The following is a 25033-nucleotide window of genomic DNA, read 5'->3' on the forward strand; positions in this document are numbered from 1 at the left end:
ATGGAGGAGGCCCACCCTGCGAGGGACTGATCTGCGACGGCTGGCGCTGCCCGCCACCGCGGTCGTCGTCACCGCGCTGGTGCTGGCCCCACTCGCCGCTCCCGGCTATCTGCTGGCGTACGACATGGTCTTCGTGCCGAAACAGCCGCTGCGCTGGGATCTGGTCGTGCCGTCCGCGACGCTGCCCCGGGCGGTGCCGCTGGACGCGCTGGTCTCGCTCGCCACCCAGGTCGTGCCGGGCTGGCTGCTCCAGCGGATCGTGCTGGCCGCGGTGCTGCTGCTCGCCGCGATCGGCGCCGGCCGCCTGGTCCCCGCGCAACGCTCCGGAACCCGGCTGGTGGCGGCCGTCGCGTACGCCTGGACGCCCTACCTCGCCGAACGGTTGCTGCTCGGGCAATGGGGGCTGCTTCTCGCGTACGCAAGCCTGCCCTGGATCGCCGGGAGCGCGACGCGCGTCCGGGAGGGTGACCGGCGGGCTCTGCTCGCGCTGCTCGGTTTCGGCGCGCTCGCCTCGGTGACACCGACCGGCGGTGTGCTCGCGCTGCTCACCACGGTCGTGATGGCCGCTCGCCGGAGTGTGCTGTCCGCTGTCGCCATCGCCGGCGTCGCGCTGCTGAACACTCCCTGGCTGCTCGCGACGGCCCTGACCGACGCGGACGCCCGCAGCGATCCGGACGGGGTGGCGGCGTTCGCGGCCCGCGCCGAGAACTGGAGCGGCACGCTGGGCTCGCTGCTCGGCACCGGCGGCATCTGGAACGCGCAGACCACCCTGCCCAGCCGGGAATCGCTGCTCGCGCCGGTGGGCACCCTGGTAGTTCTCCTTCTTGCTCTTGGTGGCGCGACGGCGCTGCGGGATCGCTGGCCGGGTGGCGCCGCGATCCGGCTGCTCGTGCTGGCCGGCGGTGGTTTCCTGGTGGCCGCGTTCGTGCTGCTGCCGGGTGGGCGGACGGTTCTGGAGTGGCTGGTCGGCACGGTGCCCGGGGCCGGGTTGCTGCGGGACGGGCAGAAGTTCGTTCTTCCGTACGCTTTGCTGCTGTGTCTCGCGATGGCGCTCGGCGCCGAGCGGGCCGCTGCGGCGCTCAGTGACCGCTTTTCCGGGCGCATCGTGCTGGCCGGGGCGCTGTTGCTGCCGGTCGCGATCCAGCCGGACCTGGCGTTCGGTGCCGGGGACCGGTTGCGGCCGGTGCCGTACCCGGAGGATTTCGCGGTGGTGGCGCGGCTGGTCGGCGAAGCGCCCGGTCCGGTGCTCTCGCTGCCGTTCTCCGCCTATCACACCTACTCCTGGAATCTCGGGCGAACCGTGCTCGATCCGCTGCCGCGCTATCTCGACGCCGACGTGGTGACCGACGACCGGCTGGTCGTGGGGAACATCGTGGTGACCGGTGAGGATCACCGGGCTGCCGCGGCGCGACAGGCCTTGAAAACCGGGACCCCGCTCGCCTCGCTCGGACTTCGCTGGGTCGTGGTGCAGCGGGTCGCCGGGAAATCTGAGGTGCCGGCTGCCGCGCTGACCGGTTTACGGCTCGTGTATGACGGTCCGTATCTGGACCTGTACGAGAACACTCTTCGCACGGAAGTTACTACGTGGTAGCGTCCCGCGCACGCAGAGCACACACGCGTCAAGGAGGAGTTACCGAATGACCAGAGCCCTTCCGCTGCTTCTGGCCGGGGTGGTCGCCCTGGGGCTGGGCGCGCTCGGCACGGCCGCACTCGCGAACACGCTCAACAGTTCGTCGACCGCGACCGCCAACAGCGTGGACGAGTCCAAGGTGTCCGAGGACGTCCTGCAGTCGGGCGTGTACGGCAGCCGCTGAGCCACGCGAAAAGGTCCCGGCAGCTCGGCTGGCCGGGACCTTTTTCGTTGGTGTTCTATCCCGCGGTGTGTGTGCGCTGCCGGGGCTGATCGGTCGCCCGGACCACGCGCGGCGCGGAGATCAGACCGGCGAACTTCTCCCCCGCCGACGGCCAGGTGAAGCAGTCGGCGTGCGCCCGTGCGGCGCTGCCCATCTCGGCGCGCAGCGCGTCGTCAGCAAGCAGCAGCCGGGTCTTCGCGATGAAGTCGGGTGTGTCGTCGGCCAGCAGACCGGTACGCCCGTCGACCAGGGACTCCTCGACGCCACCGGCGCCGCGGATCGCGATGTTCGGCGTACCCACCGCGCCGGCCTCGACGATCGTCAGGCCCCAGCCCTCCTTGAGCGACGGGGTGAGCGCCAGCCACGCCTCGCTCATCAGGACGCGCTTCTCCTCGTCGCTGACGAAACCGGCGAACCGCACCCGGTCGGCGATGCCGTGCTTCACCGCGTACTCCCGGAGCTCGTCCTCCCACCAGCCCTGACCGGCGACCGTGAGGGTCAGGCCGGGGAACTCGTGGTGCAGCTCGGCCACCGCGTCCAGCGCCATCTCGACCCGCTTGTGCGGAACGAGCCGGCCCAGGACCACGAGCGAGGGCTCAGGGGTACGCGCCACCGGGGCGGCCGGGGCCATCTCCGGGGTGCCGTTGTGCACGATGGTGACGCGCTCCGGGTCGACGCCGAGGACCGCGAGCTCGTCGCGGGTAGCGGCGGAAACGGTCACGTACCGGCAGTGGCTGTAGAGCCGCGGCGCCAGCCACGACTCGATCCACCACCCGATGCGCGCGAGTCGCGGAGTCAGTACGACAGGCCACTGCTCGCGGTGCACATGGTGCACGAGAGCGATGACCGGACGCCGGCTCCAAAGCGGCGAGAAAAATGGCAGACCGTTACCGACGTCGACCAGGACGTCGGGCCGGCCACCCCGGCGCCGGCTCAGCGGGCCGATGCCGATCATGCCGAGCAGGTAGGCCAGAGCGGCACGGAGGTACACCGTGTGCCTGCCGCCTCTGCGCACCACGCGCAGACCAGCGGCGGTCGTCTCATCGGCCGGACCCTCGTCGTGAGCTGCGCAGAAGAGCGTCGCTCGATATCCCCGACGGATAAGTTCCCCGGCGATCTTCTCCACGTAGACTTCGGATCCGCCACCGTGGGGGTTACGAGTGTCCCGCCAGTTGAGGAACATGACGTGCCGGGATGCGGCTGCCGGTATGTCCACAATCACCTCTACTAGCGAGTAGCATTCGCGGGTCGCGTCACACTATGGGGTTGCCAGATGACTCCGCAATGGCGGAACGGGAGAAACATGCGCCACCCACGAAACACCGTTGAAACTGCCGATGTGGGCGGCGTTGATCAGCGTTCGATCTGGCGGATGCGCCTGGTGGCGGTCTGTCTCGGCCTCGCTGCGCTGGGGTTTCTCCAGGATCCCGGACAGATCGTCATCGACACCAAGGTCGACCTGGCCGTTGATCCCGCCGGATGGCTGGCCCGCGCGCTGCATGTCTGGGACCCGGCCGGCACGTTCGGCCAGCTTCAGAATCAGGCGTACGGATACCTCTGGCCGATGGGCTCGTTCTTCTTGGCCGGCAAGGTCATCGGGCTCCCTGCCTGGGTGATCCAGCGGCTCTGGTGGGCCGTCGTGATGGCGGTCGCCTGCACCGGCGTCGTGAAGCTCGCCGAGAAGCTCAACATCGGCTCACCCTGGACCCGGCTCTTCGCCGGCGTCGCGTTCGCCCTCTCCCCCCGCATGATCACCGAGCTCGGTCCGATCTCGGTCGAGGCGTGGCCCAGCGCGATCGCGCCGTGGGTGCTGATCCCGCTGGTCGGGCTCGCCACCGGCGCTCCCCTGCTGCGCGCGGTGACCCGGTCCGCGCTGATGGTGGCGTGCGCCGGCGGTGTCAACGCGACCGCCGTGCTGGCCGTGGTCCCGCTCGCCGGCATCTGGCTGCTCGGACTGCGACCGTTCTCGCTGCGGATCAAGGCCGTCGTGGCCTGGGGCATCGCGGTCGCCTGCGCCACCGCCTGGTGGGTGGTGCCGCTGCTGCTGCTCGGCCGGTACAGCCCGCCGTTCCTGGATTACATCGAGACCGGCGCGGTGACCACCTCCACCACCGACACGGTGACGGTCCTGCGCGGGGCTTCGCACTGGCACGCGTACCTGAGCAGCTCGTTCGGCGCGCCCTGGACGGCCGGCTGGCGCCTCGCCACCGAGCAGCCGCTGGTCATCGCGACCCTGGTCGTGGCCGGGCTCGGCATCGCCGGGCTGGCCCGCCGCGGCATGCCGCACCGCGGATTCCTGATCACCGGCCTGCTGGTCGGTCTCGCCATGGTCGGTCTCGGTCACGTCGGCGCGGTCTCCGGCCTGTTCGCCGAGGCGCAGCGGGTCTTCCTCGACGGGGCCGGCGCGCCGCTGCGCAACGTGCACAAGTTCGACGTGGTGGTCCGGCTGCCGCTGATCCTCGGCATGGCCCACCTGCTCACCGTCTTCGCCCGGGCCGCCGCGGCCGCTCCCGCGCCGCAGTTCCGGAACCAGATCCGGCCGGCCCAGCTGCGCGCCGTCGTGGTCGCCGGCGTCGCCCTCATCGCGGTCGGTGGCGTGGCCGCCCCGGCGCTCGGTGGTGGCCTCGCCGCGCAGGGCAGTTTCCAGAGCGTGCCGCAGTACTGGCAGCAGGCCTCCGGCTGGCTCAACCGCAACCTCGACCAGGAACACGTGCTCGTCGTGCCCGGAACCCGGTTCCCCCGCTATCTCTGGGGCAACCCGAGCGACGAGATCACCCAGCCGCTGCTGGACAAGCGCTGGGGTGTGCGCAGCTCGATCCCGCTCACCCCGCCGGAGACCATCCGGGTGCTCGACTCGATCGAGCAGACCCTGACGTCCGGGGCCGGCTCCGCCGGACTGGCCGACTTCCTGGCCCGCTCCGGGGTGCGGTACCTGCTGCTGCGCTCCGACCTCGATTACGGCCGCTCCGGCGCGACCCAGCCGGTCATCGTGAAGCAGGCGCTGGCCCGCTCACCCGGTCTGCGGCAGGTCGCCGGGTTCGGGCCGTACATCGGTGGCGGGCACCTGCCCGGCCTCTATGTCGACAACGGGCTCAACACCAAGGTCCGCACGCTGGAGGTCTGGGAGGTCCAGGCCGAGGTCGAGCCGGTGGTCGCGTACGACTCGAGCCAGATCACCACGGTGGTCGGCGGGCCCGAGTCGATCCTGTCCGCGTCGGCAGCCGGTGCGCTTCCGGCTGGGCCGGCCGTGCTGGCCGGTGACCGTACCGAGGACACCGCGAACGGCCCGGTCGTGCTCACCGACGGGCTGCGCCGCAAGGAGGTCGCGTTCGGCCTCTCGCACGACAGCGCGTCGGCCACCATGCAGGCCACCGACCAGCAGATTCTCGACGTGCCGGCCCGTGATTACCTGCCCAGCTGGAGTGAGGGCAACGAGACCGTCGCCCGGTACTCCGGGATCACGTCGGTCACCGCGGCCAGCGCGTACTCGCAGGCGCAGCCGCTGACCGGGTCCCGGCCCGCGTACCAGCCGTTCGCGGCCCTCGACGGCGACCGGGAGACGTCGTGGCGGTCCGCGCCCGGCACGATCGCGACCGAGCAGTGGTTCGAGGTGAAGCTGCCCAGCCAGCGGCGGGTCGAGCAGATCGGGCTCACCTTCGACCTGGGCAGCGACTCGGTGCCCACCAGGATCACCGTGGCGTCCGGCCAGAACCTGCCGGTCACCCAGGACGTCTCTGGCACCAGCGTGGTCGTCGAACTCGAACCGACACAGCTCACCGACCGGATCCGGATCTCGTTCGACGCGGTCCGCGACGTGCGGATCGGCTTCGGCGGCGTCGGCATCGCCGAGCTCAACATCCCCGGAGTGAAGGCCGAGCGGACCCTCGTGGTGCCGGACAGCCCGGTGGCCGGCGTCGCCCCGAGCATGGTCTACTCGCTCGCCACCGCGATCCCGGCCTGCTACTTCGACAACGGCCGGCCGATCTGCAACGGCGACCTGGCCCGTGGCTCGGAGGACGGCACCCGGATCGACCGGACCACCACGCTGCCGGTCGACGCGCAGTACAACCTCAAGCTCACCGCCCGGCCGCGCGCCGGATCGGCGCTCAACGAGCTGATGAACGCGGGTGGCAAGGCGTCCATCGCCAAGGACATCACCCCGACGGTCACCACCTCCTCGGTCGGTGTCCTCGAACCGGCCACCCGGCCCGGCGTGGTCGCCGACGGCGACCCGGACACCGCCTGGTACGCCTCCGACGGCGACACCAAGCCGTGGCTGCGGATGACCTGGCCGGCGGTACGCCAGATCAACGGGATCCAGCTGACCACCACCGAGGCGACCGCCGCGGCCCGGCCCTGGCAGGTCACCGTGCTCGGCGACCACGACGTGCGCGACGGGTTCCTCGACGCGGGCGGCACCCTGGTGTTCGACCCGCCGATGAAGACCGACGAGCTGACCGTGCTGATCACCGACACGGCGCCGGCGAACAGCTACGACCCGTACCGCAACGTGCAGCGGACCCTGCCGGTCGCGGTCGGCGAGTTCACCGCCCTGCCCGACAAGGCGCCGGAGCGCGCCAGCCAGACCACCAAGCTGGACCTGGGCTGCGGCAGCGGGCCGAAGGTGACCGTCGAAGGCGTCGTCCGCAACACCGCGATGATCGCCAGCCGGCGCGACCTGCTCGAACTGCGCGAGGTCGAGACGCGGCTCTGCGGTGACACCGCGCGGACGCCGATCCCGGTCTCGGCCGGCGTGACCCGGGTGGTGGCGGCCGCCTCGGCCGTGTCCGTGCCGAGTCAGGTGATCCTGACGCCGGTCAAGGCCACCAGTGCCTCCGGTGGGCAGGCCGGCGGCAGCCCGGTCGTCGACGACACGGTGGCCTCGGCGGCCACCGGTGTGCGTACGCCGCTGACGATCGAATCGTGGTCGGCGACGCAGCGGCGGGTGGTCCTGGACGCGTACCCGAACCAGCGGGTCCTGGCGCTGCGCGAGAACGTCAACACGGGCTGGGCCGCCAGCATCGACGGCGAGGACCTGCCGACGATCGTGGTGGACGGCTGGCAGCAGGCCTGGCTCGTGCCGGCCGGCGCGAGCGGCGAAGTGGTCATGCGCTTCGATCCGGACCGGCTCTACGGCGCGGCGATCAGCGGCGGCGCGCTGCTGCTGACCGGCGTCACGGTGGTCGCGATCCTGGCCGGGCGGGGACGTCCGTCCGGCGGCCTGCCGATCATGGTGGCTGCCGCCCGGCGCCGCCGGGGTGTCCTGCTGCCCGCGTTGTTCGGCGGTGCGGCCCTGGTGGTCTTCGGCGGGTTCGCGGCGATCGGGCTGGCCCTGATCGGCGCGGCGGCCGTGCTCGTGTTCCGGGTGCTACGCCCGTACTTCGGCGAACACGACCGGCGGCGGCTCAGCCGGACCAGTGTCCTGGCCGGCTGGCTGCTGCCGGTCGTGCTCTTCGCGGCGGCCGGGTATTACGCGGTGACGCTCGGCGGGCACACCGCCGCGCTGCCTCAGCTCACCGCGGTCGCCGCAGCGGTCTTGCTCTGGCTCTCGGTGATCCTGCGCCGCGGACGCGGCCAGCGGTGGCTGAAGCGCTGAGCCGGACGCTCGATCATGTAGAAGCTGAGTGCGGCGAGCACCGTGCCGCCGCCCGCCACCACGAGGTACGTCTCCCAGAAGCCGCCGGTGAACTCCGGACGACCGGTGACCTGGTAGAACATCTCCAGAACGAACGGGTGCCAGAGGAAGATCCCGTACGAGACGGTGCCGAGCCAGCGGGCTGAGGGGCTGCTGAACAGCTCCTTGGACCGGGTCTGCGGGCCGAACGCCAGCGGGATGGTAATCAGCACCGCGAGCAGCGTGTACAGGATCATCTTGGTGCCGAACTCGGCGGCCGTCGGCTCGCCCAGGCCGGGCGGGCCGGCGATCGGGGTGGTGGCGATGGCGTAGACCGCCAGCGCCGCCGCCCAGCAGGCCAGCGGCGCCGCGGCGATCCCGTCCAGGAAACGCCAGCGCGGCCGCAGGCCGTTGCGGAGGGACACGTGGACCGAGGCCAGCAGCATCCCGGCGCCGAACCACAGCCCGTACGCCGGCAGCCACATCGTGTGCAGGCTCGGTGACAGCACCCCCGCGCCGATCAGCGCCACCCACACCGCGGTGATCACGATGCCACCCGCGATGATCGCCCACGGCCGCCCGGTCCGTTTCCGGCCGGCCGTCAGCAGCGCACCGATGATCGGCAGCAGCAGGTAGAAGACCACCTCGGTGCAGAGGCTCCAGGTCTGACTCAGGCCGTGCCTCAGTTCGGCGCCCTGATAGATCTGGGTCAGCGTGAAGTGGCGGATCCAGTCGGCACGCGTGGCGTCGGAGTTGCGATCCAGCAGCAGCAGACACACCACCACCGCCACCCAGTACGCCGGAAGCACGCGCATCACGCGTCGCCAGAGATAGCGGCCCGTCGTTGGTTTCCGGCCGCCGGTCGTCTGGGCCTGCGCCCACGGCCGGAACAGCAGAAACCCGGAGAGCACGAAGAACACCGCGACGCCGGAGTCCAGACGAGCCAACCAGCCACCCCAGACACCACCACCGGTATTGACACCGGTGGCGAATCCGACGTGGTGCCCGACCACAGCGAGCGCGCCGACCACCCGGACCACGTCCAGGGCAGGCAGGCGTTGCAGTGTAGCCGTCGAAATCGGTGCAGACATGTACCGTCCAAGGGTTCCGTAACCATGTAACCGGCGAGTAACCTCCGGTCATTATCGGCGACGGCGCCTCTGGCGCAATGCGGTCGGCCGTCTGATGGGGAGGTTCAGTGAAAGCTCGCTTGGGTGCCGTGCTGTTCGGCATCGGCGTTTTCGCGGTGGTTATCGCCGCGGGGCTTGCGTTCTACGTCGCGCCGACAGTAGCCCGGCTGCCGTACGACCTTAAATTGTGCACCAAAACCGTGACCGAGGACTGCCTGCGGCCGAGCGTTGCCGAGGCCACGAACGCGCAGTTCCTCTACACGACGGGCTCTCCGACGCCCGAGGTCGCCATCAAGTCCGGGACGCTGCGCTCGACCACCGAGATCTCGCCGCTCGCGGACACGACCAACGACGTGTTCGGTGAGGGTGACTCGGTCGTCTGGCGTGGGCTCGGAACGACCGTTTGGTCCGAGCGCGGCGAGATGATCAGCCAGTACGAGGCTCTGATCGCTCTCGACCGCGACACCGCCTCCGCGGTGGAGTGGAACGGCCAGGCACTGAACGACACCGAGTCTCCGGCGTCGGTCAGCTTCCAGGGCCAGCTCTACAAGTTCCCGTTCGGCACGGAGAAGAAGAACTACGAGTACTTCGACCGTGACCTGCGCAAGGCGCTGCCGATCGAGTACAAGGGCACCGAGGACATCCAGGGCCTCGAGGTCTACAAGTTCGAGCAGGTGATCCCGGAGACCGACCTCGGTTTCACCTCCGAGCGTGTGGCTTCCCTGATCGGTGCGTTCGCTCCTACCGCCACGGCGGGAACGGTGAACTACAGCAACACCCGCACCATCTGGGTGGAACCGACCACTGGTCAGTTCATCAAGGTGTCGGAGCAGCAGCGCAAGACCTTCGTCCCGAACGTGGGCACGCCGGTCCAGCTCCTCAACGGTGACTTCGTCTACACCGAGGACACCGTCACCAACAACGTGCAGTCGACCTCCGACACGAAGAGCCAGGTGCTGCTGATCAGCCGCTGGCTCCCGCTCGGCGTCGTCGTGCTCGGCGCCATCCTCCTGGTCCTCGGACTCTGGATGGTCACCACCGGCCGCCGTCAGGCCGCCGCCAAGCACCGGCACGAAGAGATCACCGAGGACTCGGACGGCAAGGTTTCCGCCTGACCCGTACGTTTCATCGTTCGATCGGCTTCATCGTTTCATCGTTTTTATCGGCTTCATCGGCGAGTCCCGTACCCCTGGGGTGCGGGACTCGCTCCGTATTCCTAGGGTGATCACATGGGCCCCACTCTGAGCGTCAGAAAGTCGCGCCACGCGCTGCGCACATCGGCGTTCATCTCGCTGCAACTGCTGATCGTGCTGCTGATGACCTGGGTGGTGCTGCGGGTGCTCGGCAGCGCCTGGTCGATCATCTGGCCGCTCGTCGTCGCGCTGCTGCTGACCACGCTGACCTGGCCGGCGGTCCGCTTCCTGCGCAAGCACGGATGGCCGCCCGCGCTGGCCGCCTCGCTCGTCACGATCCTGTTCCTGGTCGTGGCCGTCGGCACCCTGGTCGGCATCATCGTCCCGGTCGCCTCCGAGTCCGGCACCCTCGCCACCGGCGTCGCCGACGGCATCCAGACCGTCCGGGACTGGGCGGCCGGCCCGCCGCTCAACATCGGCGACGACCAGGTGAACTCGGCCCTCGACACCGCCATCGACCGGCTTCAGAACAGCATCGGCGACATCGCCACGGCCACCCTGACCGGTGTGAACACCGTCGTCGACGGCCTGGTCACCACGGTCCTCGCGCTGTTCCTGATGTTCTTCTTCCTCAAGGACGGCCCGCGCTTCCTGCCGTGGCTCGGCCGGCAGCTGCCCGGCCGGCTCTCCACCGACGTGCCGGAGATCGCCAGCCGCAGCTGGAACACCCTGGGCTCGTTCGTACGCTCGCAGGCCTTCGTCGGCCTGCTCGACGCCGTCTTCATCGGCGTCGGCCTCTGGATCGTCGGTGTGCCGCTCGTCCTGCCGCTCGCCGTGCTGACCTTCGTGTCGGCGTTCGTGCCGATCGTCGGCGCGCTCTTCGCCGGCTTCGTCGCGGTGCTGATCGCGCTCGTGTCGAACGGCTGGACCGACGCGCTGATCGTGCTCGCCATCATCGTGGCCGTGCAGCAGCTGGAAGGAAACGTCTTCCAGCCGATGGTGCAGAGTCGCGGGCTCGGACTGCACGCCGCGGTGGTGCTGCTCGCGGTGACGCTCGGCAGCAGTCTGTACGGGATCGTGGGTGCGCTGCTCGCGGTGCCGGTGGCGGCGATCGTCGCGGTGATCTGGACGTACACGCGGGAGCAGCTCAGTGATCAGCCGGTGGTGGTTCCGCCGCCGGTTGTCGAGCCCGACCCTCCGGCTGCCGATCCCGCTTCTTCTCACCCTGAGCCAGATCCCGCCTGATCCGATTCGCTATGTGCTCGATCAGGCGGCGCATGTCGGCGCAGTACACGGTCGGGTTCCGGAAGCCGTCGCCCGGCCGGTAGCGGTGGGCGTAATGCCCGCCGCCGCAGACCCGGTGCACCGGGCAGGCCCGGCAGCCGTCGGCGAGCGCTTCGACGCCGATCTGCCGGGCCGCTATGCCGGGATGTTCCAGGGCGTCGTCGAAGGCGTCCGTGCGTACGTTGCGGCCCGTCGCACACGCACCCGGGTACGCCGTCTTCAGGGCGTCGACCTGCTCGATGTCGCCGTCGGACTCGACCACGGCCACGGCGACCGGGCTCAAGCCGACCTGCTCGGAACCGCTCGACCCGCCCAACAGCAGGCTCATGATGTCCTCGAAGAGGCGGATCCGGGTCGTCGGGGCCGGGTACCAGTGGTCGAAGACGGCGATCAGCCAGCGTGCCGCGTCGGTGGTGGGTGGGTTCGCCCAGTTCGCGTGCGGCAGCAGGAGGTCGATGGCGGGCGGGTTGTGCTTTCGCAGGGCCTCATAGGTTTCGATCGGGTCGGTGGCGGGGTCGATCGTGCACAGCAGGCCGGCGTAGAGGTCGGGTCTTGCTTGCAGATGTCGGAGCGCCCTCTCGGTTGCCGCGAAACTGCCACGGCCGCTCTTGAACACCCGGTTCCGGTCGTGGTCGGCCGGTGTGCCGTCGACACTCACCCCGACCCGGATGTGCTCGGCGGCCAGCTCGTCGAGGGCCCGCTCGGTGAGCCCGACACCGTTGGTCTGCATGGTGACCGTTGCTGCGCAGCCGCCGGGCAGGGTTTTCCTCAGCGTTGCCACGTGCTGCCGGAGATTGGCCGCTCCAGCTAGCAGGGGTTCGCCGCCGTGCAGGATTACGCGTACCCCAGAAAGAGCGTGCGTCGCGGCATGTTGCGCGATGCGCGCGGAGGCCGCGGCCCAGACCTCGTCGCTCATGATGCGCGGGCGGGTCTGCCAGCTGCGGTCGGGCGACTCGTAGACGTAGCAGTAGGTGCAGGCGAGGTTGCAGCGCTGGTGGACCTTGAGCACGAACTCCCGGAACGGCTGGGGACGCCAGCCGGCGGCTTTCAGCCGGGTCAGGTCGAGGGCGGGGTACGGCCAGAGCATCAGGCAACGGTACGTGTGTGATGCTCGCCTTTCCGGTGGAGTGATGTTGACCATGTGACCTGAGTCACTTATACGTTTAAAACGGATATTTCGTGATTGTGGTGTTGATTCTGGTTATTTGTGTGGAAAACCTTGTCTGTGGTGATGCTCGCGCTGTCGCCGGCCGCCGCCCCCGCTTCTTCTCACGTGGTCCGGCCCGGGGACACGCTGGCCGAGGTCGCGTCCTCCTATGGAGTGCGGGTCGCTGAATTGCGGGAATGGAACGGCCTCGGGTCCTACGACAGGGCGCGGGCCGACGGGATGCTGCTGCTCTCCGCCCCGCGGGCGCCGATCCCGGACTTCCGGACCCGTGTCGAGACGGTCACCGAGAAAGAGGCCAACGGCAGCGTGGGCCGCAAATGCCCGGTGCCGGTCTCTGATCTCCGGCGGATCTGGGTGCGTTATCTGGACTTCCAGGGCAAGGTGCACAACGGGAGCCTGATCATGCATGGCTCGCTGGTGGCGCAGACGCAGAGGGCGTTCGCGCAGCTGTATCGCTGGCGATTCCCCGTCATGGTGATGCAGCCGGCGTCGGTGAACATGCCGGGGCTGACCGATCGCTCTGTTCTGACCAGCGGGTATGAGTGCCGCTTCGTGGCGGGGACGACCAAGTGGTCGCAGCATTCGTATGGGCGTGCGGTGGACGTGAATCCTCGCCAGAACCCGATGATCCGGGGGGATTATCTGGATCCGCCCAATACGGAGAAGTGGCTGGCGCGGGAGAACTACTGGCCGGGGATGGTGCATGAGGGCGGGGCCGTGGAGGCGTTCACGGGGAACGGGTTCGCCTGGGGCGGACGGTGGAAGTCCTTAAAGGACTACATGCACTTCAGTACGACAGACCTGTGATGACCTGGTCATATGCGGGTCACTCCCCTGTCTGGGCCGTCGCTGGGCCGTGGAAGCCGGTCGGGCCGTCGAACAACGCGTCCAGAGCCTTGCGAGCGCGGCCGGGGCTGTCTGGCATGAGGTGGGCGTAGACCCGCAGCGTGAACGCCGGGTCGGCGTGGCCGAGCCACTCGGCGATCGCCTTGATGCTCTCCCCGCGTCCGGCAGCGCCGAGTACCGGCTCTAGCGAACCTACTCCTGGACCTCAGAGATAGACATTCCACTCTTTGTCGGGCACGGCATGCCAAGCGTCAGAGTTGTCGCTGGCGATGAACACAGGTCTGCTCAGCAGCCCATCGCCTGCCCGCTGAACCCGAAGGATCAGACCGAGGCTCGGGAGGTGGGGATCTGCGGTCGGCGCGTATCGCAACTCCACGTTGTGCTTCTGCGAATAGCGCCACACCTGGTCTTCGACTTCTGAGGGGATGCGGCCGGTCAGCCGGATGCCCTCGAACTCGACCTGCGGCCCGATCCGGGCGTCCAGAGCAACCCCGTACAAGTGCCCTCGTTTGAAGTACAGAGTCGTTCGTTCAGAGGTGTGCGCGTCTTGCACTTCCCCGCCGATGAGTGTCGTGGCCACCAAAGGCGTCTCAACAAGAAGTGCCGTGACCTCTGAAAGGCTCATGCCAAACCGCAGCGGACCAATACTCACAAGCGGGACCATCCGCCAGCTTTCGCGCTGATCGTCACTCTTCACGGCCCAGATGTCCACCGGCATCTCCTTACAGCTCTGAACGCTACGGCAGAGATTAGGGGCGCTCTTCGAAGAGCCTGCCTCCGGCGGGCAGGGTTACCCGTCCTGGACCCGGCACTCTGGGATGCCCCTGGGCCGTCCAGGCCGCCACCGGGCCGCGCAACGGCGACCGGCATCGACCATCTTGACTAGAACTGACGTATTGAAACGCAGGTGAGGCTGGGTAAGGAATGCATTCACCAGGCAGGCGATCAAGCGCCAGCCGACTACATGCACTTCAGTGCGACGGACCTCTGACCTCTAACGGTGTCGCATCGTCCGGATCACGGGCGAAGCTGAGCCAGCCCTCGTCCAGCGCCCGATCGACGATGTCCCGGGCCAGGAGTTCCACCTGAGGCAGGTACTCGAGTTCAGACTCACGTTCGTCGGCGTCGGCCACCAGCGAAGTCTGCCAGAACGGTGACCCCACCCAGCCGCCTCACGCCGTCGCCGAAGCTGAGGCCAGGAACTCCTGACCCTGCCTGCAAGAGCGCGGCGCGGCGATCGCGACGCAAGGTCACGGTGTTAGGCGGGGCGCAAGGTCATGGTGCAGGCGGTGAGCGCACGCACAACGTCGTGGCAGGGGCGGTGAGTGCACGCGGAAACGTATCGCGTGCGCTGGCCGCCCCCAGGACGGCGGTGAGCGCACGCGAAAGGGATTTGCGTGCGCTCACCGCCCCTGTGCATGTCGTTTGCGTGTGCCGGCCGCCCCTGCGCAGCTCTTCGTGTCTGCCACGCTCGGAAGTTCCTCGTGTGGGCCGGTCACCCCTGCTGCGCCGAACGAAATGCCGCCCCGGCCGCCCGACGGGAGCTAGACCAGGTCGCACGTAATGGCACTGTGTGGCTTCATCTACGCCAGGGCCGAGACGGGGGCTCACGCAGCGACTGTGTGCGTTTTCAACTCCGTTGCTGGCGCCTTCCGTGTGCCCGCGTCCAGGTCACCAAACCCGAAACCCGAAACCCGACCTCGACACAGGCGGAGTGGTCAGGCGCTTATCACTCGGTTGCGGCCTGACTCCTTGGCGCGGTACAGGGCGTGGTCGGCTCTTGCCAGCAGTTCGTCCAGGCTGGCGTCGCCCGGCTCCAACCGCGCCAGGCCGACGCTTATCGTCACCGATACCGGGCCGGCCTGGGTCATGACCGGGGAGGCGCCGACCACCTCGCGGACCCTCTCGGCCAGTTCGGCTGCCTGGCCTTCGTGGTCGGGCAGGACCACCGCGAACTCCTCGCCGCCGTAACGGCCCAGCACGTCTGACGAGCGGAGCTTGGAACGGACTCTCGCCGCCACTGTCCGGATCACCTCGTCGCCTACGCCGTGGCCGTACGTGTCGTTGATGTTTTTGAATTTGTCGATGTCGAGCATTGCCGCTGCCAGCTGGCGTTCGTGGCGGGCCGCGGTGTTCACCAGGGCGCCGGCTATCGCGTAGAAATGGCGCCGGTTGTGCTGACCCGTCAGCTCGTCGGTGGTGGCCAGTTCCTGGACGCGGCTGAAGAGGCGGGCGTTCTCGTAGGCCGTCATTCCCTGGGTTGCCAGGGCGGCGGCCACCTGGCGGCTGGTGTCGTCGAGGGTGGCGCCGCCCAGCAGGATCAGGCCGGCTGGGGATTCGCGGCCTTGGAGCGGGACGGCCAGGGCTACGGGCGAGCTGCCGAGGAGTCGCAACACGTCCGCCGAAACCCCATCAATAAATGAAATATCTGAAATGTCCAAGCCGACAACGCCACCGACAGCGGATCCCGGCGACTCCCCGAAAACCTCCAGCACATCCCCGCCCGGCCCGATCAGACACCCCGCCTCAGCGCCCAGCTGAGAATGCAGGATCACGAACAACTGCCGCAGGACCCGGTCCGGCTCCAGGATCGTCGTCAGCTCGGCCAGGCTCGCCCGCAGCATCTCGGCCATCGCCTGCTGCTGCCGCGCCGCCTCCACCGCCGAGTGCAGCTGCGCCGCCCGTGCCGTCTCCAGCGACACCGCCACATGACTCGTGACAGCCGTCAGAACAGCGACGTCGTCATCGGTGAAGATCCCCCGGGCCAGCCTGCTGTCCAGATAGACGACAGCGATCAACCGCCCCTTGAACTGCACCGGCGCGACGAGGATGCTCCGCAACCCGTGCACCACAGCACTACGGGACCCGAGCGCCGCGCCCTCCTCGGTCCCGGTCACCACGAGCGGCTCACCGGTTTCGGCGACCCGCCGCACCAGCGTCGCCCCATAAGCGATGTCGTCAGCGAGCTCCCCCGAGGCATCCCGGCCCGCATAGCGAACCGGTTCCCCGGAGTCCACCAGGAAGAACAGGGCGCGCTCCGCCCCGAGAATCCGCAGCATCTCGTCCAGCGCCACCTGCGCCAGCTGCCGCGGGTCGAGGATCGTCGCGGCGGCCGCGCCGATCTGTTGCAGGGCGTCGAGATGCCGGTTGCGGCCGCTGGGGCGGCGCTCCGCGACGGTACGCCGATGCGTGCCCGCCCCCTCCTCGACACCGAACTCGGTCCGGGTCTGCCGGCGCCGCTGTTCCCAGCCGTGGTGGCCGGCGATGGCGAGGGCGTACCGGGCCTGGCGTTCGGACTCGTTGGCCATGCCGAGGGCTCGCATGGCGCGCGCCCGGATCCGGAACACTTCGTACTGGATGAACGGCGCGTCCAGCCCGCGCAGCTTCATCTCGGCCTCGTCGGCGACCTTGAGGCAGCGCTGGTGCTCCCCCGCCACGTAGTGCAGTGACGCGCGCGTGGTCAGGTGCACGGCGCGCAGCAGCGGGGTTCCGCCGACATGGCCGAGGTCGGCGACGGCCTTGCGGGCGATCTCCAGACGATCAGCGCGTTCGGTGTCCGGGGCGTACCGGAACTGGATGAGCCGGGCGTGCGCCTGATAGACGTACACCCATTTGTGCTGGGGCATCAGCTCGGAGGCGCGCAGGCCGAGCGAGTGGAACTCGGTGAGCACCTCTTCGAGCTGGGCGCCGACCTCGCCCTGTTCGAGCAGGAAGCAGCAGGCGGCGGTGAGCATGTTGGCGCGTTGCACAGGTGTTCCGGCGCCGTCCGGGAACGCCGCGCGCAGCCGCTTCAGCGCCGCGCCCGCATCACCGAACCGGCTCTGACCGGAAGGGATCATCACGCTGAGCATCCCGAGGGACGTGCCGAGCGCCTGGTCCTGGTCGCCGAGGTGGCGCAGGGCGCGCTCGTACTCCCGCTCGCTCTCCGCCGTGTAACCGCGCAGCAGCAGCCGCAGGCCGACCGTCGCGTAACCGGGGATCATCTGGGCGGGCGAGTACCAGCGCGAATGCCGGGCGATCACCTTCTCCCAGGCGGTGCCGTCGTCGTAACCGCCGAAGAGCAGGGCGCAGCCGCGCAGCCACTCGACATAAGCGGTCAGGGCCGGATCACCGAGCTCATCGGCGACGCGCGCCGCCTGGCGCAGGCAACGCTCACTCGTGCCGCGCAGATGGATCACCGCGGTGACGTACCCGATCAGCGCGTAGACACGGACGTACTCCGGGCAGGGGCCCAGCCGGTTCACCGCGTACACCGCCCGCAGCGCGAGAGTGCCCGCCTCGCGCAACCTCAGACCGACGGCGGCGGCATAGCCGCCGGCATCCAAAACCGCGGTCAGAGCAGCGGATGTTTCCCGGCGGCGGCCGCGTGCGGTGCCAAAACCCCATTTGGTACGCCGAACGACCCCACCACCGAACGCCACGAACAGTGCGGCGAGCAGAGCGAGGAGCCCCGCACCGGGCAGAGGCCGGCGCAGCTCGGCGAGGGCCGCCCGGGTCGCGTCGAGGGCACGTTCGTCGTCCCAGAGAGTGTGATGAAGCTCGATCCGGGTGGTCAGCAGCCGAGCCCGCCGAAGCCGATCGGTTTCGGTCGCGAGCGCCCGGTCCAGGATCGCGGCGGCCTCGTCGTAACGGCCGGATCGCAGGTACGCCTGAGCGAGCGGGTGCAGCAGCTCGTAACCGGCGGACGCATCCCCGGCGACGGCCTCGCTGAGATAGTCGACGGCTTCGACCGGCGCCTGGTCGGCCAGCGCGCGCAGGCCGGCGGCCGCCACACCGCGCAGCCGGTCGGCGGCCGGCGCCGCGTCACCGGCCCGGCGGTAATGGCGGGCCACCGCGTACGCGTGACCCTCGTCCCGCATCCCGTCAGGGAGCCGGTCCAGCGCCCGGGCCAGCGCCGCGTGCCGGGCCCGCAGGTCGTCGGCGCCGAGCCGGTCGAGCAGCACGTCACGCAGCTGGGGGTGGACGAACGCGTACCGGCCGCCGGTGCGGGGTTCCAGGACGTGCCGGTCGACGCCTGCGGTCAGCGCGGTCATCACCTTCTCGGCGTCGCCGAGGTCGAGCAACGGTTCTGGCCGGAAACGCACACCGGCGACGGCGGCCGTGATGAGGCAGTCGAGGGTGCCGCCGGGCAGCCGGGTCAGCCGGTCGGCGAGCAGGTCACGCACGTCGGCGGCGGCCGGCAGCGCGTCGGCGCCGACGGTGTCCAGCCGCCAGCGGCCCCAGAGCGGGCTGATCAGACCGGCGTCGAGCAGCCGCAGCAGGTGGCCGACCACGGCGAGGGGTGTGCCGTCGGTCCGGGCCACGACGTGGCGTACCAGCTCGTCCGGCACCCGGGCGCCGGGCAGCCGGGACGCGACCATCGCGGCGACGGCGTGCTCGGGCAGCAACGTACAGGTCACTTCGAGGCTGCCGGCGGTGTTCGGCAGCTCGGCGCCGTCCGGCGCGGTGAGCAGCAGCATCACCGGCAGCGTCGGCAGCTCCTCGGCGAGCTTGGCGAGCAGGGCCCGGGTGCCGGAGTCGAGGTCGTGGGCGTCGTCGACGGCGATCAGCAGCCCACCGGAGCGGGTGGCGAGCTCACCGACGAACGTGACAGCGGCGGCGAGCACGTGCTCACCCTCGCCTTCGCCCTCCTCGCCCAGGAACCGGCCGAGCAGACCGCGACCGGCGGCCGCTGAGGACTCCTCGGCCAGACGCTGCGTCTCCGGGGAGCGGCGGGCTTCGGCGAGCCAGCCACCGACGGCTTCCCGGGCGGCCGCGAGCGGTGACGCCTCGTCGGGCCGGCCGGTCGCGCGCATCACCGGTACGCCGTCGGCGGCGGCCCAGGCGGCCACCTCGGCGGCCAGCCGGGTACGCCCCGACCCGGCACCGCCACGAATCACGGTGACCCCGCCGGTGCCGCCCCGGGCCAGCTCCCAGCGCCGGCGCAGCCGCTCGGTCTCGGGTTCCCGGCCGATCAGCGGCCAGCCGGTGACGGCCGGGCGCTCGGCTGCCGTGCCGCCCGGGCAGCCCCGCAGGTCGGCGAGGATCGTGGCGGCGTCCGGGTACCGGTCGTCGGGGTCTTTCGCGAGCAGCCGGGCGACGACCGCGACCAGGGCCGGGTCGATGCCGGGACGCAGCGTGGCGAGGTCCGGCATCGGCGCGGTCAGGTGCAGGCGCAGCAGCTCGCCGACGTCGTCGGCCTCGAACGGGAGTCGCCCGGTCAGGCACTCGAAGAGCACGATGCCGAGCGAGTAGAGGTCGGAGCGGCCGTCGACCGGGCGTTTCAGCATGCCGGACTGCTCCGGTGCCGCGTACAGGAAGGTGCCGACCGCCTCGTCCTCGTGGGCTTCCTGGCCCAGCTGGGCCAGACCGAAGTCGATCAGCTTTGCCGGGCGGTCGCCGGAGACCATGATGTTGCCGGGTTTGATGTCGCGGTGCACCAGCCCGAGCCGGTGCGCGGCGGCCAGGCCGCGGGCCAGCTGAGCGGCGATCTCGACGACGCGTTCCTGGCTGAGCAGGCCGCCGGCGATCAGGTCGGCGAGCGTGCCGCCGGGGATCTGCTCCAGCACGAGGGCCGGCATGCCGTCGAGGTCACCGGCGGCGTGCACGCGAACGACAGCCGGGTCGTCGATGCAGGCCAGCAGGGCCGCTTCCCGGTTGAAGACGGCCCGGATCCCCGGGTACGCGTCAGGGGTGGCGAGGGGACGCTTCACCGCATAGGACACATCGCCTCGACGGGCGCGGTGCACCATCGTGAAAGCACCCCGGCCGAGTTCCTCCCCGACGACCAGGTCGTTCAGGCCAATCTGCGTCACCTACACACACTCGCTCACATCCGCCGCGTCGTTGTCATGATCGGCCGGAGACTGTCGGACCTGAATATTTCGCGGTTAGAGCGTGGCGGCCAGCTTGCGCAGCGCGTCGGCAGCTCCAACGGTCAGCGGCTCGCCGTGGCCCGGCAGGATCGCTTTCACGTCGAGGCCGGCCAGCTTCTTCACCGAGGCGGCCGCCTGGGTCATGTCCGCGGTGTACTGCGGGTTCGCCCCGGTCAGCTCGCCGGTGTTGTTCAGCGCGTCGCCGGTCACCAGGACGCCGGTCGCCGGCTCGAAGATCGAGATGTGACCGGGGGTGTGTCCCGGCGTACCGATGATCTGAAGTCCGAAGATCTCGTCGCCGTCCTTGAGGCCCTTGAGCGGTTTGCTCGCGGCGATCTCCGCGACCTCACCGTCGCCGGTGTAGATCGTGCCGTTGATCGCCGCCGGGGCGACGCCGGCGAGGCCACCCGCGTGGTCCTGGTGGCGGTGCGTGACGATGACGTGCTTCACGGCGTCCCAGCCGAAGCCGGCCGCCTGGAGACCGGCTTCGATCTCGGGCGGGGCGCTGGAGGTGCCGGTGTCGACCACCGCGATCTCGCTGCCGCGGATCAGCAGATAGACGGAGACGAACGAGAGATTGACCCGCTGCCAGTCCCCGACGACCGCGTTCCCGGCGGGCGCGGCCGGCGATGCGGCCGACGAAGCGGCCGGTGGCGGTGGCGCAGGATCAGAAGAACACCCGGTCAACGTATTGAGGACGGCCACACCGAGCACACCGGAACCGCCCGTGATGACAAACCTGCGGCTGAGCCTGAAGTCACCCATCTCCCATCAATACCCGCTCACCGCACCGGGCGCCATGGAAGCAGGCAGAACTCGACCATCTTCAACTGCCGGGACGGCTCCGCCAGCTCGGAATCCGTGACGGCGTGCACCTGCTGGGCCACCGCGATCGTCAGCACCACACCGATCACCTCGTCGATCGGTGTCTCCGGCAGCAGGGTTCCGTCCTCGATCGCCTCCTGGAGGTGCCGGCGCAACATCTCCCGCCACTCGTCGACGACGTCGCTCTGCGTCTCCGCGATCCGCTTGTTCGCCGCGAGCCGGCCCCAGAACCCGACAACCACGTACGCCTCGTCGACGGTCTTCTTCTCCAGCGGCAGGATCTCGCGCAGCATCACGGTGAACGCCTCCAACCCGCGCAGCCGGGCGGTGGCCTCCACGATCCGTTCCGTGGTCAGCTCGCTGATCCGCTGGTACGCCCCGGCCGCCACCGCGTCGAACCCGTCGAAGTAATGCCAGAGCGCGCCGGTGCCGACACTCAGCTCAGCGGCGACGGCCCGGCTCGTGGCCGCGGGCAGGCCATCGCGGGTCACCACCGCCAGGTACGCCTCGACGATCTCGAGCCGCCGCTGGTCGTGGTCGACGATTTTGGGCACTTTCCACCTCCGTTACCGGATCCACAGGTTCGAGAAGTGTTACGCACCCGACAGTTGCCGGGACAGACGGGGGCGTCACCGACAGGCATGCTCTCGATACGGGGAGGAGAATCGATGGTTGTGCGTGTTCCGTCCGGCGAGGATCAGCGTCTCGCCGATCACGTCGTCCGGCTGGTCGGTGACCTGACGGCGGCGGTGGCCCGGGAACGGGATCCCCTCACGGTGGCCCACCGGCCCGACCCCGACGGTACGCACGCCGTGGTGGTTCCCGCCCTCGACGACCTGCTCCACCGGGTCCGCGACCTGTGGTGGCAACGCCTCGACCCGGCCGACCGCCTGGCCGTGCACGTGGCGGCCATGCACCGCGACTCCCGCCCCACTCCGCTCGGTGAGGTGATCACCGCGTGCCGTCTGGCCTCGGGCTGCGGCCAGCCGGTGACGGTCCCCGAGTTCACGTCGATGACCTGCGGTTCGGTGAAACCCGGCCCGCGCGGCACCTGGCAGGCCGAGGTCGGCACCCGCCCGTACGGCATCGGCCACATCGGTGAGTACGGCAGCATCCGGGCCGCGAACGCCGCTGTCTGGGACACCATCGAGACGAACCGCGAGCTGCTCCGGGAACGCCTGCGCACCACGTCGCCGCTGCTGGCCGGGGTGGCCTCGCGCGGCTGGGAGGAGCCGGACGTCAGCGTCTGGGCCAGCGCCGAGCAGCGCGACTCCGACGACACGGCGCTGGTCACGATGCATCAGATCGCACACCGCACCCGGGTACGCCCCGCCGAGGCGGACCGCTGGCGAGCCGCGCACGCCGCGTTCCCGCCACCCGAGCCGGGCACCTCGGTCTGGTACTGGCCGCTGGTCGAGCGCTGGCTCGCCGACAACGGCCACCTCCCCGACCCGATCCCCGACGACCGGCCCACCCTGCCTCGCGACAAGACGTTCTAGCGCTTATCCGGGCAGCCAGCTCGTGTCCGGGGCCGGGCCGAGGCGCAGCTCGGTGACGATGCGTTTCATCTCGTCGACGGCCAGGTCCTCGGCGCCCTGCCGCAACGACAGGATCCGGCCCCTGCCCAGCTCGACGCGGGTCTGCGCGGTCGACACCCCGCAGGTGATCTCCTGCTCCGGTGTCGAGGGCGGGCAGCTCGGATCCGCAAGGCCGCCCTCGTAGACCCAGGCGGGACGGCCGCGCAGCGTGCTGCGCTCGCCGCCGTCCGGACGCGGATGATCCGCGCCCAGCTCCACTTCGAACAGCATCCGGCCGCCGTCCTTCAGGCGCAGCACCTCGGTCCACGAGTTCCTGGTGCCGTCGATGCTCACCTCGGGCGCACCGCGGGAGAAACGCTCCGGGTACCACCCGAAGCCGAGCGAGATCTCGGCGACCGCGGAGCCGTCCTCGACGATCTTCGCGGCCACGTGCCTGGCGATCTCGGCCCGGTCCTGCGCGTCGACCACGGCGATGCCGAGCTTGCGGCCGTCACCGACGTCGAGGGTCACCTGGGTCTGGTCGTCGGGATTCCGCGTCAGCCAGGCCGTCCGTCCGCCCAGCGTGGTGCGCTTGCCGCGGGGCTCCGGGCCGGCGTCGAGGAAGAGATGGATGAGCTCCAGGCTCTCCGGACCACCCCGCCGGAACGAGCGGGTTTGCGAGACCGGTCCGGCTATCCGGCTCACCTCGACGAACCCTTTGGGGAGCCAACTCGGCCGGTACTTCATTCGTACCCTCGGATCGGGAATTGAGGGTGAGGGCACGGCAGAAGAGGGGGTGGCGATCGCCGGCGCGGGAGCGCCGTCGCGAGGCCGCGGCCAGACCGCCGAGGTCGCGGCGCCGAGAACCGCTGTGGTCCCGGCAGCGGCGAGCAGACCCCGGCGCTGCCGGCGCACCCGGGCCCGGGTCAGGATCGCCGGCGCCAGCGCGACCGGATCGTGCGCCTGATCGGCGACGTCGGTGAACAGGCCGCGCAGCACGTCGTCGTTCATCGGTTCTCCCCCACGGTCGTCACGTCCATCCGGAGCCGGGCCAGGGCCTGCGATGCGTGCACCCGCACGGTCGACGGGCGCACACCGAGGATTTCGGCGATCTCGTCGAAGCTGTGCCCCTCGAAGTAGCGCAGCGCGATCACCGCCCGCTGTCTGCGGGGCAGGGCGCTCACCTGGCGCATCAACGCGTCGCGCTCGGGCAGGCCGGCGTGCGGGTCGACAGCGGCGGCGGCGCTGTCCAGCTGCTCGTGGCTCATCGGCACGACTTTGGCCGAGCGGCGGCGGGCCGAGATGAACTCATTGACGATCATGCGCTTGACGTACGCCTCGGGCTGGTCCATCCGGGTGATCCGCCGCCAGCGGGTGGACGCCCGGACCAGCACCTCGCTGACGATGTCGTCAGCGTGGTGCGGGTCGAAGGTGAGCGCGGTCGCGTATCTGAGCAGGGCGCCCAGCCGTGCCGCCACGAACTCCTCGAACGTCATGCGTCGTCCCCCTGGATCCGGTTGTCCTCTCAACGCGCGGATCGGGCGAAGTGCTTAGTCCTTTTCGTCGATGAACCAATCATGCGGTCCGACCGATTTTTCGGGAAATTTGTGCTCATGGTCGCCGATGTTGAGGTATGCCGTCAGGCGATTGACCCCGTCGGTCGACGTCAGCACCGCTGTGGTGTTCGTCAGCTCGGTCACCTCGGTCCTCGCGCGCACCAGCCACGGATGCCGGCGCCGGATCCCGATCAGGCGCTGGTGAAGCTCGAACGTCGGCCGGCCGAGCGTCGAGAGCTGCGCCGGATTTTCCGGAAAAATCGGCCTGATGTCGTCGTCCCCGCCGGCCCGATCCTCCTTGATCCCGCGATAGGCCTGCTCGTCGCCGTAGTACACGCTCGGCACCCCACCCAGCGTGAACAGCACCACGAGCGCGTGCGCGAGATGCCGCTCATCGGTCAGCTTGCTCGCGATCCGGGTCACGTCGTGATTGCCGACGAACGTCATCGGCGTACCCGCTGCCACCACGTCCTGATGCCGCTTGATCGCGTGCGCCAGCTCGAACAGGTTCCCGTCGTTCAGGCTGCTCCAGGTCGCTTTCCAGAGCTCGTACTGAGTGATCCCGTCGAGCGTGCTCGCCGCCAGATAACCCGGATAGTCACCGTGGATCACTTCACCGACAAACCACGCGTCTGGATGCGCTGGGCGCACACGCGCCAGCACGTCACGCCAAAACCGCGGGGGTACGGAATAAGCGGCGTCCAGCCGCCACCCGGACGCCCCACGATCGAGCCAGTGACTCATCACCCGGACCACGTGATCGGCGACCTCGGGCTCGTCATGGTTCAGCTCGACCAGCGCGTCATGGCCCTCGAAGGCGGTGCCTTTCAACCAGTGAGCCGGTGCCGCGAAGCCCCGGCCCACGTGGTTGAACACGCCGTCGAGGAGGATGTGCACACCCTTGTCGCGGGCGGCCGCGACGAGGGCGTCGAAGTCCTCCTCGGTGCCGAGGCGGGGGTCGATGCGGAAGTGGTCGAGGGTGTCGTACCCATGCGACTCGGACGCGAAGATCGGGCCGAGCTGCAGCCCGTTCGCACCGAGCTCGACGAGGTAGTCAAGCCAGCCGATCAGCTTCGTCAGCTTGCCGTCTCCGTGCGGGGCGCCGGGCTTGCCGTCGCCGTGCGGGGCCCCGGGCTTGCCGTCTCCGTGCGGGGCCCCGGGCTTGCCGTCTCCGTGCAGAGCGCCGGTGAAGCCGAGCGGGTAGACATGCCACCAGATGGCGTGGTCGATCCAGGGGTTCACCTGCGCGAGCC

The 25033-nt window shown here is 69.8% G+C and carries 18 protein-coding genes; 7 read left to right on the forward strand and 11 right to left on the reverse strand.

Annotated elements, in window-relative coordinates; genetic code table 11:
- Positions 1-46: 46 nt before the first annotated feature.
- The gene (locus B0I29_RS03080; RefSeq protein WP_483887901.1) at positions 47-1591 is read left to right on the forward strand and encodes an MmpA family trehalose lipid delivery protein; all 1545 of its coding nucleotides are present in this window, start codon (positions 47-49) and stop codon (positions 1589-1591) included.
- A 46-nt stretch (positions 1592-1637) separates the two neighbouring features.
- The gene (locus B0I29_RS45585; protein WP_181557662.1) at positions 1638-1814 is read left to right on the forward strand and encodes a hypothetical protein; all 177 of its coding nucleotides are present in this window, start codon (positions 1638-1640) and stop codon (positions 1812-1814) included.
- 55 nt (positions 1815-1869) lie between these two features.
- Here B0I29_RS45585 and B0I29_RS03085 read toward each other — a convergent pair whose 3' ends face one another.
- Positions 1870-3036 carry a glycosyltransferase family 4 protein gene (locus B0I29_RS03085; RefSeq protein ID WP_111647234.1) on the reverse strand — a complete coding sequence of 389 codons (1167 nt, stop codon included), beginning with the start codon at positions 3034-3036 and terminating at the stop codon, positions 1870-1872.
- A gap of 156 nt (positions 3037-3192) precedes the next feature.
- Here B0I29_RS03085 and B0I29_RS03090 point away from each other — a divergent pair, with 156 nt between their 5' ends.
- Positions 3193-7449: an alpha-(1->3)-arabinofuranosyltransferase gene (locus B0I29_RS03090; protein ID WP_181557663.1), complete on the forward strand. Its 4257-nt coding sequence runs from the start codon at positions 3193-3195 to the stop codon at positions 7447-7449.
- Here B0I29_RS03090 and B0I29_RS03095 read toward each other — a convergent pair.
- Positions 7362-8558, reverse strand: a complete 1197-nt coding sequence (locus tag B0I29_RS03095; protein WP_111647236.1) for an acyltransferase family protein — start codon at positions 8556-8558, stop codon at positions 7362-7364. The genes B0I29_RS03090 and B0I29_RS03095 overlap by 88 nt on opposite strands.
- Positions 8559-8665: 107 nt before the next feature.
- Between B0I29_RS03095 and pgfA the strand changes: the two genes are divergently transcribed.
- On the forward strand, positions 8666-9712 hold the full coding sequence (gene pgfA / locus B0I29_RS03100) for a cell envelope lipid trafficking protein PgfA (protein ID WP_111647237.1): 1047 nt from the start codon (positions 8666-8668) through the stop codon (positions 9710-9712).
- Positions 9713-9826: 114 nt separating this feature from the next.
- Positions 9827-10975, forward strand: coding sequence for an AI-2E family transporter (locus B0I29_RS03105; protein ID WP_111647238.1), 1149 nt, complete (start codon positions 9827-9829; stop codon positions 10973-10975).
- Here B0I29_RS03105 and B0I29_RS03110 read toward each other — a convergent pair.
- Entirely contained in the window at positions 10878-12101 is a 1224-nt protein-coding gene (locus B0I29_RS03110; RefSeq protein WP_111647239.1) for an FxsB family cyclophane-forming radical SAM/SPASM peptide maturase, read from the reverse strand. The genes B0I29_RS03105 and B0I29_RS03110 overlap by 98 nt on opposite strands.
- Positions 12102-12245: 144 nt before the next feature.
- Between B0I29_RS03110 and B0I29_RS03115 the strand changes: the two genes are divergently transcribed.
- Positions 12246-12989, forward strand: coding sequence for a M15 family metallopeptidase (locus tag B0I29_RS03115; RefSeq protein WP_221401841.1), 744 nt, complete (start codon positions 12246-12248; stop codon positions 12987-12989).
- A 244-nt stretch (positions 12990-13233) separates the two neighbouring features.
- Here the strand turns inward: B0I29_RS03115 and B0I29_RS03125 are convergent, their stop codons facing one another.
- From B0I29_RS03125 to B0I29_RS03145, 5 genes are all read right to left on the reverse strand, one after another.
- A complete protein-coding gene (locus tag B0I29_RS03125) occupies positions 13234-13740 on the reverse strand; it encodes a hypothetical protein (protein WP_146616701.1) in 507 nt (168 codons plus the stop codon).
- A gap of 259 nt (positions 13741-13999) precedes the next feature.
- Positions 14000-14191: a hypothetical protein gene (locus tag B0I29_RS45590; protein ID WP_111647243.1), complete on the reverse strand. Its 192-nt coding sequence runs from the start codon at positions 14189-14191 to the stop codon at positions 14000-14002.
- A gap of 555 nt (positions 14192-14746) precedes the next feature.
- Positions 14747-19822: a diguanylate cyclase gene (locus tag B0I29_RS03135; RefSeq protein ID WP_111647244.1), complete on the reverse strand. Its 5076-nt coding sequence runs from the start codon at positions 19820-19822 to the stop codon at positions 14747-14749.
- A 75-nt stretch (positions 19823-19897) separates the two neighbouring features.
- Positions 19898-20647 carry an MBL fold metallo-hydrolase gene (locus tag B0I29_RS03140; RefSeq protein WP_111647245.1) on the reverse strand — a complete coding sequence of 250 codons (750 nt, stop codon included), beginning with the start codon at positions 20645-20647 and terminating at the stop codon, positions 19898-19900.
- Between the two features lie 17 nt (positions 20648-20664).
- Entirely contained in the window at positions 20665-21261 is a 597-nt protein-coding gene (locus B0I29_RS03145; protein WP_111647246.1) for a TetR/AcrR family transcriptional regulator, read from the reverse strand.
- Positions 21262-21375: 114 nt separating this feature from the next.
- Between B0I29_RS03145 and B0I29_RS03150 the strand changes: the two genes are divergently transcribed.
- Positions 21376-22206 carry a hypothetical protein gene (locus B0I29_RS03150; RefSeq protein ID WP_146616702.1) on the forward strand — a complete coding sequence of 277 codons (831 nt, stop codon included), beginning with the start codon at positions 21376-21378 and terminating at the stop codon, positions 22204-22206.
- A gap of 3 nt (positions 22207-22209) precedes the next feature.
- Here B0I29_RS03150 and B0I29_RS03155 read toward each other — a convergent pair whose 3' ends face one another.
- Genes B0I29_RS03155 through B0I29_RS03165 form a run of 3 tightly spaced genes read right to left on the reverse strand, consistent with a single transcriptional unit; the run spans position 22210 to position 25022 of the window.
- Positions 22210-23235, reverse strand: coding sequence for a hypothetical protein (locus tag B0I29_RS03155; RefSeq protein ID WP_111647248.1), 1026 nt, complete (start codon positions 23233-23235; stop codon positions 22210-22212).
- Positions 23232-23720 (reverse strand): SigE family RNA polymerase sigma factor, encoded by a 489-nt coding sequence (locus B0I29_RS03160; RefSeq protein ID WP_111647249.1) that lies wholly within the window; start codon positions 23718-23720, stop codon positions 23232-23234. The genes B0I29_RS03155 and B0I29_RS03160 overlap by 4 nt, the downstream gene beginning before the upstream one ends.
- A 54-nt stretch (positions 23721-23774) precedes the next feature.
- Positions 23775-25022, reverse strand: coding sequence for an alpha-amylase family protein (locus B0I29_RS03165; RefSeq protein ID WP_111647250.1), 1248 nt, complete (start codon positions 25020-25022; stop codon positions 23775-23777).
- Positions 25023-25033 lie beyond the last annotated feature (11 nt).

This window comes from Actinoplanes lutulentus (assembly GCF_003259845.1).
Lineage (GTDB): Bacteria > Actinomycetota > Actinomycetes > Mycobacteriales > Micromonosporaceae > Actinoplanes > Actinoplanes lutulentus.

What these genes read in the sequence shown, in the direction of transcription:
- B0I29_RS03085 (WP_111647234.1), bottom strand. Translation starts at nt 3,036, where the DNA reads ATGTTCCTCAACTGGCGGGACACTCGTAACCCCCACGGTGGCGGATCC.
- B0I29_RS03105 (WP_111647238.1), top strand. Translation starts at nt 9,827, where the DNA reads ATGGGCCCCACTCTGAGCGTCAGAAAGTCGCGCCACGCGCTGCGCACA.
- B0I29_RS03155 (WP_111647248.1), bottom strand. Translation starts at nt 23,235, where the DNA reads ATGAACGACGACGTGCTGCGCGGCCTGTTCACCGACGTCGCCGATCAG.
- B0I29_RS03095 (WP_111647236.1), bottom strand. Translation starts at nt 8,558, where the DNA reads ATGTCTGCACCGATTTCGACGGCTACACTGCAACGCCTGCCTGCCCTG.
- B0I29_RS03115 (WP_221401841.1), top strand. Translation starts at nt 12,246, where the DNA reads ATGCTCGCGCTGTCGCCGGCCGCCGCCCCCGCTTCTTCTCACGTGGTC.
- B0I29_RS03150 (WP_146616702.1), top strand. Translation starts at nt 21,376, where the DNA reads ATGGTTGTGCGTGTTCCGTCCGGCGAGGATCAGCGTCTCGCCGATCAC.
- B0I29_RS03110 (WP_111647239.1), bottom strand. Translation starts at nt 12,101, where the DNA reads ATGCTCTGGCCGTACCCCGCCCTCGACCTGACCCGGCTGAAAGCCGCC.
- B0I29_RS03140 (WP_111647245.1), bottom strand. Translation starts at nt 20,647, where the DNA reads ATGGGTGACTTCAGGCTCAGCCGCAGGTTTGTCATCACGGGCGGTTCC.
- B0I29_RS45585 (WP_181557662.1), top strand. Translation starts at nt 1,638, where the DNA reads ATGACCAGAGCCCTTCCGCTGCTTCTGGCCGGGGTGGTCGCCCTGGGG.
- B0I29_RS03160 (WP_111647249.1), bottom strand. Translation starts at nt 23,720, where the DNA reads ATGACGTTCGAGGAGTTCGTGGCGGCACGGCTGGGCGCCCTGCTCAGA.